Source organism: Pseudomonas rubra, assembly GCF_028656935.1.
GTDB lineage: Bacteria > Pseudomonadota > Gammaproteobacteria > Pseudomonadales > Pseudomonadaceae > Aquipseudomonas > Aquipseudomonas rubra.
The window spans coordinates 99,383-110,702 of record NZ_JAMDGZ010000029.1; the positions used below are offsets into that span (position 1 = coordinate 99,383).

Sequence of the window (11,320 nt, forward strand, 5' to 3'; positions counted from 1 at the left end):
ATATTCACGCCCGTCGGCATTACAACTGCCGACTTACATACGCTACTATGTGCCCCATGGCGGGTTTTACCCTGCATCTATAGCCAATCAGTTGGGTCATTGCGTGCAGTTGCTTTTGTCGACCTACGCCCGGTGGATCCACTCCAGCACAGCCTGGAGCACGATCGGGAAGCTTGAAAGCAAGCTGATTGGTACACAATCGGTACAGACTGAAACAGTACCCCTCTGAAACCCTTATGGAATCAGCCCCTGTGACACTGGAACAGAACTACACCGCAATTCTTGGCCAGCTTGGCGAGGATGTCTCCCGCGAGGGCCTGCTCGACACGCCCAAGCGGGCTGCGAAGGCCATGCAGTACCTTTGCCGCGGTTATGAGCAAACCCTGGAAGAAGTGACCAACGGCGCTCTGTTTAGCTCCGATAACAGCGAGATGGTCCTGGTCAAGGACATCGAGCTGTACTCGTTGTGCGAGCACCATATGCTGCCGTTCATCGGCAAGGCTCACGTCGCCTACATCCCCGACGGCAAGGTCCTGGGGCTGTCGAAGGTGGCGCGGATCGTCGACATGTATGCGCGTCGCCTGCAGATCCAGGAAAACCTCAGCCGCCAGGTCGCCGAGGCGATCCAGCAGGTCACCGGTGCCCTGGGGGTGGCGGTGGTCATCGAGGCCAAACACATGTGCATGATGATGCGCGGTGTGGAAAAACAGAATTCGACCATGATCACTTCGGTGATGCTTGGTGAATTCCGCGAAAACGCCGCGACCCGCAGCGAGTTTCTCAGCCTGATCAAGTAATCGGGCCAGACTGCGAGCCGACCCTTGCTGGTCGGCTTTTTTTATCCTGAGGAGTTGCCATGATCGTCAAAGCACTGCGTGTGGGCCTGGGCCAGTTGATTGTGTTCACTGACTGGATCAGCCGCCCGGCAAAGCTCAAGCGCGACCCGGCCGCCCAGGCCCAGGTCGAGCAGCAGGCCAAGGGCCTGAGCCTGTACCAGTTTCACGCCTGCCCGTTCTGCGTGAAAACCCGCCGCACCCTGCACCGCCTGAACGTGCCGGTTGCGCTGCACGATGCCAAGAACAACGAACAGGATCGCCAGACCCTGCTTGCCGAAGGTGGCAAGATCAAGGTGCCGTGCCTGCGTATCGAGGAAGATGGCAAGACCACCTGGATGTACGAATCCAAGGTGATCATCGACTATCTCAGCAAGCGCTTTGCCGCCTGATTGCTCAACCGAGCATGGTCACGTGACGAGGATGGCTGGCGACACGCTCCAGCCATGCCTGGATGCCCGGATAGGCGTCCAGGTCAAAACCACCCTGACGGGCGACATGGGTGTAGGCGTACAGCGCGACATCGGCGATCGAGTAGGTATCGCCCACCAGGTATGGCGTTAGCTGCAACTGTTTCTCCATGACCCGCAGGGCCTTGTAACCACCCTTGTGCAGGGTCTTGTACTCCTCCAGGCGGTCTTGCGGCATTCCCAGGTAGAACTGGATGAAACGCGCCACGGCGATGTAGGGCTCGTGGCTGTACTGCTCGAAGAATTGCCATTGCAGTACCTGGGTGCGCAAACGCGGCTCGCCGGGCAGGAACTCGCTGCCATCGGCGAGGAAGTTGAGAATAGCGTTGGATTCCCACAGGTAGGTTCCATCCTCGAGCTCCAGCACCGGCACCTTGCCGTTGGGGTTCATGGCCAGAAACTCACTGGTTTCCGTCTCGCCCTTGAGGATATCCACCGAGTGCCACTCATAAGGCAGACCAAGCAGGTGCAACATGAGCTTGATCTTGTAGCAGTTGCCCGACTGGTAGTCGCCATAAACCTTGTACATCGCTCCCCCTCTTCGTAATGCTAAATCGAACCCGCACCCATAGTTGGCGACTGTACGGCTAATTGCAATGCCTGCTGTATGGCAAAGATCAACACTGTGCACGGTAGTCTGAAAAAACTGCTTACACCCAGAACAAGGAATGCCCCCAATGCCCGATGCCACCTCCGCGCAATTGCGCCCTCTGGCCGACTCGTCGCCGTCTGCAGTAGTGGCCGGTTTCATTGCCATGCTCACCGGCTACACCAGTTCCCTGGTGCTGATGTTCCAGGCAGGCCAGGCCGCCGGCTTGACCAGCGGGCAGATTTCTTCGTGGATCTGGGCGCTGTCGATCGGCATGGCGGTGTGCAGCATCGGCCTGTCGCTGCGCTATCGCACACCGATCACCGTGGCCTGGTCAACGCCCGGCGCGGCCCTGCTGATCACCAGCCTGGGCGGAGTCAGCTATGGCGAAGCGATTGGCGCCTACATCACCTGCGCGGTGCTGGTGGTGATCTGCGGGATGACCGGCAGCTTTGAGCGGCTGGTCAAACGCATTCCGGCATCGCTTGCCTCGGCATTGCTGGCCGGAATCCTGTTCAAGATCGGCAGCGAAATATTCATTGCCGCCCAGCACCGTACCACCTTGGTGCTGGGTATGTTCTTCAGTTACCTGCTGATCAAGCGGTTGTCGCCGCGTTACTCGGTGCTCGCCGCCCTGATCGTCGGGACCGGGCTCTCTGGTGCCATGGGCCTGCTCGACTTCAGTGGCTTCAGTCTGGAGGTGGCCACTCCGGTGTGGACTACGCCGCACTTCTCCCTGGCGGCGACCATCAGCATCGGCATTCCACTGTTCGTCGTCGCCATGACCTCACAGAACATGCCGGGCGTCGCCGTGCTGCGTGCCGACGGCTACCAGGTGCCGGCCTCGCCGCTGATTTCGATCACCGGCCTGGCATCGCTGCTACTGGCACCGTTCGGCTCACACGGCATCAACCTGGCGGCCATCAGCGCGGCGATCTGCACCGGCCCGCATGCTCATGAAGATCCGAGCAAGCGGTACACCGCAGCGGTCTGGTGCGGGATCTTCTATGGCATCGCCGGCGTCTTTGGCGCCACCCTGGCAGCGCTGTTCGCCGCCCTGCCCAAGGAGCTGGTGCTGTCGATTGCGGCGCTGGCACTGTTCGGCTCGATCATGAACGGCCTGACCGTGGCCATGAACGAGGCCAGGGAACGCGAGGCGGCGCTGATCACCTTCATGGTCACCGCTTCAGGCTTTACCCTGTTCTCGATCGGTTCGGCGTTCTGGGGGATTGTTGCCGGAGTGCTGACACTGATGATTCTCAACTGGCGTAAATCGGCCTGAGAACCATAGGGGCTGCGTTGCAGCCCCAGATCAGGACAAACGGAAATGCCCGACCATGCCCTTCAAATCATTACCTAACTGCGCAAGTTCAATACTTGAGCTGGCGTTGCCCTGCATGGCCAATGCCGACTGATCGGCACTGCTGCGAATCTGGGTAACACTGCGGTTGATCTCCTCAGCCACCGAACTCTGCTCCTGCGCCGCCGCGGCAATCTGCTGGTTCATCTGCTGGATCAATGACACCGCCGCAGCAATGCTGCCCAACGCGCTTTCGGTGTGCAGGGCATCGGCCACCGCCAGCTTTACCAGCTCGGCACTGCCCCGGATCTGCGCCACCGATGCTTGCGTACCGCTGCGCAAACTGCTGACCAGGCGCTCGATTTCCTCGGTCGATTGCTGGGTACGCCGTGCCAGCGCGCGGACTTCGTCGGCGACCACAGCAAAGCCCCGGCCCTGCTCTCCTGCCCGAGCGGCCTCAATGGCGGCGTTGAGCGCCAGCAGGTTGGTCTGTTCGGCGACACTCTTGATCACCTCAAGTACCTGACCGATGTTCTGCACTTCACCGCTCAGGTTCTCGATGCTCTGGCTGGCCGACTCGGCAGCGCTGGCCAATTGCTCGATACGCTGCATGCTCTGGCGCACCACCTGCTGGCCACTCTCTACCTTGTCGTCGGCGGTTTGCGCCGCCTGGGCGGCCTCTTCGGCATTGCGCGCAACGTCATGCACGGTGGCAGTCATCTGCTGCATGGCGGTGGCCACCTGCTCGGTCTCGTCCTTCTGGCTGTTGACCTCGCGATTGGTCTGCTCGGTGACCGCCGACAGCGACTGGGCGTTGCTCGCCAGTTGCTCGATACCGCTTTGCAAGCCACTGACAATCGCGCTCAAGCCGCTCCCCATTTGTTGCATGGCCAGCAGCAACTGACCGACTTCATCGCGCCGATCGACACTAAGGTCACCGCGCAGGTCACCGGCAGCAATTTGCTGGGCACGGCCCATGACCTGGCGCAACGGCCCGACCACGGCACGGGTGATCGACCAGGCCGCCAGCACACCCACCAACAGTGCCAACAGCGATGCACCGAGGATCAGCAAGGCATTGTTCTTCAGTTCGCTTTGCATGGCCTGGTCTTCGGCGACGTAGGCTTGATCGACCTGGCCCGTGACCTGCTGGGCACGCGCCTGCAATTGCGTCTTGAGCTGCTGCTCGCGGCCGAGCAGGTCGGTGTACTCGGTAAGCTTCTCACTGAAACTGGCAATGTGCGTGCTGACCTCGCCCAGTACGCTCTGGTAGCCGGCATCAGTTACCATTGCTTTCAACTGCTCGACCAAGGCTGTTGCCTGTTCGGTCTGTTCGATTCGCCCCTGACGCGCATCCTCGGCGCCTTTGCGGTTCTGCTCCAGGCGCACCCGCGCCTCATCCATGGCCTGCAGCATCAGGCGGGCAACCTGGGCCACCTGCCCGGCCTGTTCGACGAACTCGGCGCCTTGCTGGCCCTGAGAGTTCTTGAGGGTGTAAGTGCCGTCGTCGGCCAGCCCGGCCTGCAGCACATCCAGATTGTTGGCAACGCTTGCCACCGACCAACTGGCCATATCCAGCGCCAGCTCCTTGGCTTGGGTCAGCTCGACGAACTGGTCGAAGGCCTTACGGTAGTCAGTCAAGGCCTGCTCGACGCCGGTCAGATGCCCCAGCGCCCGCGCTTGCGTCTGCAAGACCTCAATACGCTGGTGCACGGCTTCTACTGCCTTGGGCTCCGAACGCAGGGCGAACACCTGCTCCTGCAGGCGCGTCTCCAGCAGTGCGGTATTGAGCGCCGCCATCTGCTTCAAGCCCTCGAAACGCTGCCCGACGCTGTGCAGCGCAGCAATGCCCACGGCCGCGACTACGGCAGTCAACAGCAACACCAGGGCAAACCCCAACCCCAGTTTGCGGGCCATGCCCAGGTTGGCGAAAAAACCACGCTTGGCCGAATTCATCGCACGTCCCCCTGCTGAGCGCAAATGCGTCAAGGCTGCAGAGTGACAATGCCAGGGCTTACGGCACAAGATCCTGGCGTCGCAATAATGGCAAAAAGCTACAGTTGCGTCGTTTTCAAGACAGCCGAGGTCGCCCGGCACTCTGTAAGAACGCTTGTGCCCGCAGGTCCTGGGCATAGGCAACATTGATCCTCAACCAGTCGCTGTCAGCACCCTGGGGATCGAAGGCGCTGCCCGGCGCCAGCAGCACCGAGCAGGCCTGTGCCTCGCAGTTGAGCTCGGCAAAACTGCGCCCGGGGCAACGCGCCCAGACGAACATGCCACCATAAGGCTCGGTAAATACTTCCCAGCCGTAGGCTTCCAGTTGCCCCAGAGCCTTGGCCATATGCTGGGCAAGGCGCAGGCGCAAGCGCGCCGTGCTCTTGCGATAACTGCCATTGCCCAGCATCTGCGCCACCACTTGCTCGGTAAAGCGTGAAGTACCCAAACCACTGACCATTTTCAGCTCGGCCAGACGGGCGACCAGCTCAGGCCTGCCCACCAGGTAGCCGACCCGCAGCGAACTGCTCAAGGTCTTGGAGAAACTGGCCAGGTAGATCACCCGCTGCTCGGCATCCAGGGTTGCCAGGCGAGTCACCGCGCCGTCCTGAAAGTCGGCGTAGATGTCGTCCTCGATAATCAGCAGGTCATGTTCACGGGCCAGCTCCAGCAAACGATAGGCGACCTTGGGCGACAAGCTGCTGCCGGTGGGGTTCTGGTACAAGCTGTTGATGTACAGGCAACGTGGCCGATGTTCCTTGAGCAGTGCCTCCAGTGCCAGCAGATCGGGGCCGTGGGGCGTGCGTGGCACTTCGAGCATCTCGACCTGGTGCTGACGCAACAGGCTGAACAAATTGTAGTAACCCGGGCGTTCCACCAACACTTTGTCGCCCGGCCTGAGCAAGGTGCGCACCAGCAGATCCAGTGCATGGCTGGCGCCTTGGGTGGTGAGAATCTGCTCAGGCGCGGCCTCAATCCCGATCTGCCCCAAACCTTTGTGCAACTGGCTGCGCAGGCTGGCCAGGCCCAGCGGCGGGCAGTAATCGATGAGGTCTTCGAGCACGCCACGACTGACCTGACGCACTGCCTGGGCAATGGCCTCGGTAGCGCGCCAGCTCGTCGGCACCCAACCACAGCACAGGTTGAGCAATTCGGCCGGATCTTGGGTGAACTGTTGCCAGCGGCCGGCGAATGCCTCATCGCGGATCGGCGCATCGACCAGGGGCACCTTCAGCCGCTGTTCAGCGACAAAAAAGCCTGCGCCATGACGCGCCTGCAACCACCCCGCCGCCACCAGCCGATCGTAGGCTTCGATCACGCAGGATTGACTGACATTGTGTTCCCGGGCCAGTTGCCGAATCGATGGCAAACGGCTACCGGGACGCAGGCGCTGCGTTTCAATCCAGGCCTGCAACTGCTCGGTCAGTTGCTGCACCAGCGGGAGGGATGAGTGGCGATCAAGGCAGAGGTTCATGAGGAAGTGTTCGTTTATTTTGTCCGAACAGTTAATCACAAAACCCGCACCCGTGTGCCTTGTGAGCGGTGAGTGATCGCCGGATAGTCGACCCATCGATGAGGAGCCGACCATGCCCACCCAGCGCCACCCTGTCCCACTGGCTTTCGCCTTATGCCTGATCACCTTCGCGGTCAACCTGCAGGCACCGCTGTACACCACTTACGCAGAGCTTTCTGGCTACGGCGCCGGCGCCACGGCGATGGCCTTTTCCGGGTATGTACTGGGGGTCATCCCCGTGCTGATGTTGCTCGGTGGCCTGGCAGACCGGCTCGGGCGCCGCCCGTTGATTCTCACCGCCCTGGCCTTGTCGATGCTCGCCACACTGCTGATGCTGTTGGCACCCGGTCTAGAAACACTGGGCCTGGCACGCCTGCTGCTCGGTATCGGTACTGCACTGGCCTCGGCCACGGGCACGGCCTACATGAGCGAGCTAATGCACGGCGGTGATAACCGTAATGCTGCCACTTGGGTCACCGCCAGCACCTCGTTGGGCTTCGGCCTGGGCGCAGCCCTGACCAGCCTGTTCCTGCTCAACGGACCAAGCCTGACACCGGGCAGTTTCTACCTGCAAATACTGCTGGCCGGCCTGGCGATGGTGACGGTCTGGCGGCTACCCGATCGGCGCCTGGAGCCAACCGCCGCCCTGCTACGCCTACCCAGCTATCCTGCTGGTAGCCTGCCCTACGGCCTGGCGATCCTGCTGGCCTGGGCCTGTGTCGGCCTGGTGATCGCCCTGCTGCCATCGATCCTCAAGCAGCATGATCTGGCCGGTTGGTCCGGGTTCTCGACCTTTTGCGTGATCAGTTGCGGGTTATTGTTCCAGCCGCTGGCCAAGCGCCTGGCGCCAATGCGGGCTACGGCCATCGGTCTGGTAATCCTGCCTTGCAGCTACGCGCTGCTGGCCTGGGGCGCGGACAGCGGCGCGCTAACGGCTGTGTTGCTGGGCACCGTCGCGGCCAGCAGCGCCTGCTACGGCTTTATCTACCTCGGCGGCCTGTCGGCGGTGAACACCCTGGCAGGAGAGCAGAAAACCCGCGCCAGCGCAGGCTTCTTCCTCCTTGCGTACTTGGGCTTCAGCCTGCCGGTAATCCTTACCGGGCTGCTGGTCGACCGCCTCGGCGCGGGTACCGCCCTGCTGGTGTTCGGCCTGCTGCTGCTAACCGGTTGCCTACTGGTGGGCCTGGCGCTGGCACGCAGCCACCAGGCCATCGCCGTGCCGACGCTGGCAGCCGTCAAATAGCCGTGGCACCACCATCGACCGCCAGCGCCTGGCCGGTAGTGAAGGCTGCACCATCGCTGCACAGGTAGAGCACAGCACTGGCGATTTCCTCGACCTTGCCAATGCGCCCGACCGGGTGCATGGCTGCGGCAAATTCAGCCTTGCGTGGGTCTGCCTCATAGGCACGGCGGAACATATCGGTGTCGATCACTGCCGGGCACACGGCGTTAACGCGAATTTTCTTCTTGGCGTACTCGATCGCCGCCGACTTGGTCAGGCCAATTACCGCGTGCTTGGAGGCGCTGTAGATACTCATCTTAGGCGCTGCCCCCAGCCCGGCTACCGATGCCGTGTTGACGATAGCGCCGCCGCCCTGGGCTAGCAGCAACGGCAATTGGTACTTCATGCACAACCACACACCCTTGACGTTGACGCCCATGATCGCGTCGAACTCGGCTTCGCTGCCTTCGGCCAGGCGCCCCTGCTCGATCTCGATGCCGGCGTTGTTGAACGCATAGTCCAGGCGCCCGTAAGCCTCGAGCGTACGCCCCATCAGTTGCCGTACATCGGCCTCACGGGTGACGTTGCAACGGACGAACAAGGCCTCACCGCCATTGTTGCGGATCAACTCGACCGTACCCTCGCCCCCCGCCGCATCCAGATCGGCCACCACCACTTGCAAACCCTCGGCGGCAAATGCCAGCGCCGTCGCCCGACCAATCCCCGCGGCACCACCAGTGACCAAGGCAACCTGGCCGGAAAAACTCATGCTCATCGCTAGCTCCTGTATCAAAGTGAGGTCAGTGATCAGGAGTCTAGGCAGCGATCCGCGGCGTTGGGCAGCATCATCAGGGTGCCGGTTGGAGCACTATCGGCGTGAGTGATTGTCTTTATCCCGATCGATCAGCGCCGTGGATTGCCCTGCATTCGCCAGGTGGGTAAACCTTGCCGACGGGCCAATCAGGGTCTATCAACAAGCATTGCCCTTCAAACGAGACCTTGCCATGACTGCCCAGACCAACCGCCGCTTCCTCCTCGCCAAACGCCCGACCGGTGCTGTCAGCCGCGACGACTTTACTTACGAACAGGTGCCGGTGGCGCAACCTGCTGAAGGCCAGATTCTGGTGAAGAACCTCTACCTGTCCCTGGATCCGGCCATGCGCGGCTGGATGAACGAAGGCAAGTCTTACATCCCACCAGTGGGCCTTGGCCAGGTCATGCGCGCCCTGGGCGTCGGCGAGGTGATTGCCTCGAATCACCCGGGCTATGCCGTTGGCGATCACGTCAACGGCGCGCTGGGCATCCAGGACTATTTTGTCGGCGAGCCCCAGGGCTTCTACAAGATCGACCCGAAACTGGCGCCGCTGCCGCGTTACCTGTCCGCCCTTGGCATGACCGGCATGACCGCCTACTTTGCCCTGCTCGACGTCGGCGCCCCAGCAACTGGAGAAACCGTGGTGATCTCCGGCGCTGCGGGCGCGGTCGGTAGCATTGCCGGGCAGATCGCCAAACTCAAGGGTTGTCGCGTGGTGGGTATCGCCGGTGGCACCGAGAAGTGCCAATACCTCAAAGACGAGCTGGGTTTTGACGGGGCCATCGACTACAAGGCCGAAGACGTCCTGGAAGGCCTCAAGCGCGAGTGCCCCAAAGGCGTCGACGTGTTTTTTGACAACGTCGGCGGAGACATTCTCGACGCCGTTCTCAGCCGTCTGAACTTCAAGGCCCGGGTGGTGATCTGCGGTGCCATCAGCCAGTACAACAACAACAAGCAGGCGGTCAAGGGACCGGCCAACTACCTGTCACTGCTGGTCAACCGCGCACGCATGGAAGGCTTCGTGGTGATGGACCATGCCGCCAACTATGGCAAGGCGGCCCAGGAGATGGCCGGTTGGCTGGCAAGCGGCCAAGTGAAGAGCAAGGAAGACGTGGTCCAGGGGCTGGAAACTTTCCCCGAGACGCTGTTGAAGCTGTTCAGCGGGGAAAATTTCGGCAAGCTGGTGCTTAAGCCCTGATCTCGGCGACCACTGCTGCCAGCGCCTGGGCAGGATCGGCGGCTTGGCTGATCGGGCGGCCGATCACCAGGTAGTCGGACCCGGCATCCAGGGCCTGGCGCGGGGTCAGGATGCGACGCTGGTCGTCCTGGGCGCTGCCGGCCGGGCGGATACCCGGAGTGACCAGTTGCAGCGACGGGTGCGCGGCCTTGAGCGCTGGTGCTTCCAAAGCCGAGCACACCAGCCCGTCCATGCCGGCCTTCTCGGCCAGGGCCGCCAGGCGCAGTACTTGCTCCTGCGGCTCGATGTCCAGGCCGATACCGGCCAGGTCCTCGCGCTCCATGCTGGTCAGCACGGTCACGCCGATCAGCAGCGGCTGCGGGCCGCTGCGCTGGGCCAGAACCTCACGGCAGGCCGACATCATGCGCAAGCCACCGGAACAGTGTACGTTGACCATCCACACGCCCATTTCCGCTGCAGCCTTGACGGCCATGGCGGTGGTGTTGGGGATGTCGTGGAATTTCAGATCGAGGAACACTTCGAAGCCTTTCTCGACCAGGGATTCGACAATGCCCGATGCACTGCTGGTAAACAGCTCCTTGCCGACCTTGACCCGGCACAGGGCAGGATCGAGCTGATCGGCCAGCTTCAGGGCGGCGTCACGGGTAGGAAAATCCAGGGCGACAATGATGGGCGTCTGGCAGGCGGACATGGGCAGGTCTCTTGGCAAGTCTTGAACGGCGCGCATTGTAAACGAAGCGGCGGCCCGTGGGGGGCCGATGATCGCGAAATGGCCCCGTCGCAGCCCACCCCCTATAATTGAACCAATGAATGATGTGGTTGCTCCAATTGTATGAAGCAGCGTCATTCGCTGTTCAAAAGGAGAGCGAAATGCCTTGGTATGCCTGGTTGATTCTGGTGCTCGCGATTGGCTCTATTGTCGGTGGTTTGATGCTGTTGCGCGATACCGCGAAAAAGCTGCCCCTGACCGAGGAACAGCTTAAGCGGGTTCATGAGCGCAATGCTGAAATGGATGCCAAGGATGCGCAGGATCGCTGAACCGTCTGCACGGCTCGGCAATGCGCGATGTTACTTGTGCGCGCTGCTGCTGAACTGCGCCACAGATTTGGCCTCAGCGCATCACGCGCCTGATGTAATCCTGTCAATCCGCCACTTTCGGCAATAGCGCAATTGTCACCCGCTCGTTCTGCTCCACAGCCGGCTAAGCGTGACATCAACCAACTCATCTACTTCCATCCCCCTCTGCGGGTCGATATGGTTTACATCAAAGCCTGAGCGCTCGAAGATTTCCGTACACGACACCCCGGGTGTACAACCTTGACCTGTATCCCTTTAATAGTTGATCAATCCGAGTCGACCAAAACATCGTAAGGGCTCCATGAACCC

General features: G+C 61.5%; 11 protein-coding genes and 1 pseudogene. 6 read left to right on the forward strand and 6 right to left on the reverse strand.

Annotated features, from left to right (window positions below; translation table 11 throughout):
• Positions 1 to 251: 251 nt before the first annotated feature.
• Together folE and M5G17_RS14660 are read left to right on the forward strand one after the other, a co-directional pair.
• On the forward strand, positions 252 to 797 hold the full coding sequence (folE, locus tag M5G17_RS14655; protein ID WP_273893608.1) for a GTP cyclohydrolase I FolE: 546 nt from the start codon (positions 252 to 254) through the stop codon (positions 795 to 797).
• 59 nt (positions 798 to 856) lie between these two features.
• Entirely contained in the window at positions 857 to 1,225 is a 369-nt protein-coding gene (locus tag M5G17_RS14660) for a glutathione S-transferase N-terminal domain-containing protein (RefSeq protein WP_273893609.1), read from the forward strand.
• A 4-nt stretch (positions 1,226 to 1,229) separates the two neighbouring features.
• Here M5G17_RS14660 and M5G17_RS14665 read toward each other — a convergent pair whose 3' ends face one another.
• Entirely contained in the window at positions 1,230 to 1,832 is a 603-nt protein-coding gene (locus M5G17_RS14665) for a glutathione S-transferase family protein (protein ID WP_273893611.1), read from the reverse strand.
• A 148-nt stretch (positions 1,833 to 1,980) separates the two neighbouring features.
• Here M5G17_RS14665 and M5G17_RS14670 point away from each other — a divergent pair, with 148 nt between their 5' ends.
• The gene (locus M5G17_RS14670) at positions 1,981 to 3,174 is read left to right on the forward strand and encodes a benzoate/H(+) symporter BenE family transporter (RefSeq protein ID WP_273893613.1); all 1,194 of its coding nucleotides are present in this window, start codon (positions 1,981 to 1,983) and stop codon (positions 3,172 to 3,174) included.
• Positions 3,175 to 3,204: 30 nt separating this feature from the next.
• Here the strand turns inward: M5G17_RS14670 and M5G17_RS27665 are convergent, their stop codons facing one another.
• The 3 genes and pseudogenes from M5G17_RS27665 to M5G17_RS14680 all read right to left on the reverse strand — a co-directional run bounded on the left by M5G17_RS27665 (position 3,205) and on the right by M5G17_RS14680 (position 6,661).
• A complete protein-coding gene (locus M5G17_RS27665; protein ID WP_420793396.1) occupies positions 3,205 to 4,080 on the reverse strand; it encodes a methyl-accepting chemotaxis protein in 876 nt (291 codons plus the stop codon).
• Positions 4,069 to 5,334 (reverse strand): annotated as a pseudogene (locus M5G17_RS27670) (HAMP domain-containing protein); the annotation flags it as partial. The gene M5G17_RS27665 and the pseudogene M5G17_RS27670, both read right to left, overlap by 12 nt.
• A complete protein-coding gene (locus M5G17_RS14680; protein ID WP_273893616.1) occupies positions 5,264 to 6,661 on the reverse strand; it encodes an aminotransferase-like domain-containing protein in 1,398 nt (465 codons plus the stop codon). The gene M5G17_RS14680 and the pseudogene M5G17_RS27670, both read right to left, overlap by 71 nt.
• A 112-nt stretch (positions 6,662 to 6,773) precedes the next feature.
• On the opposite strand from M5G17_RS14680, the gene M5G17_RS14685 reads away from it, so the two are divergent.
• The gene (locus M5G17_RS14685; protein ID WP_273893617.1) at positions 6,774 to 7,943 is read left to right on the forward strand and encodes an MFS transporter; all 1,170 of its coding nucleotides are present in this window, start codon (positions 6,774 to 6,776) and stop codon (positions 7,941 to 7,943) included.
• Here the strand turns inward: M5G17_RS14685 and M5G17_RS14690 are convergent.
• On the reverse strand, positions 7,936 to 8,697 hold the full coding sequence (locus M5G17_RS14690; protein ID WP_273893618.1) for an SDR family oxidoreductase: 762 nt from the start codon (positions 8,695 to 8,697) through the stop codon (positions 7,936 to 7,938). The genes M5G17_RS14685 and M5G17_RS14690 overlap by 8 nt on opposite strands.
• A 229-nt stretch (positions 8,698 to 8,926) precedes the next feature.
• Here M5G17_RS14690 and M5G17_RS14695 point away from each other — a divergent pair, with 229 nt between their 5' ends.
• Positions 8,927 to 9,934: an NADP-dependent oxidoreductase gene (locus M5G17_RS14695; RefSeq protein ID WP_273893619.1), complete on the forward strand. Its 1,008-nt coding sequence runs from the start codon at positions 8,927 to 8,929 to the stop codon at positions 9,932 to 9,934.
• Here the strand turns inward: M5G17_RS14695 and pyrF are convergent.
• The gene (pyrF, locus tag M5G17_RS14700) at positions 9,924 to 10,625 is read right to left on the reverse strand and encodes an orotidine-5'-phosphate decarboxylase (protein ID WP_273893620.1); all 702 of its coding nucleotides are present in this window, start codon (positions 10,623 to 10,625) and stop codon (positions 9,924 to 9,926) included. The genes M5G17_RS14695 and pyrF overlap by 11 nt on opposite strands.
• Before the next feature lie 179 nt (positions 10,626 to 10,804).
• Here pyrF and M5G17_RS14705 point away from each other — a divergent pair, with 179 nt between their 5' ends.
• The gene (locus M5G17_RS14705; protein WP_010224101.1) at positions 10,805 to 10,972 is read left to right on the forward strand and encodes a DUF2897 family protein; all 168 of its coding nucleotides are present in this window, start codon (positions 10,805 to 10,807) and stop codon (positions 10,970 to 10,972) included.
• Positions 10,973 to 11,320 lie beyond the last annotated feature (348 nt).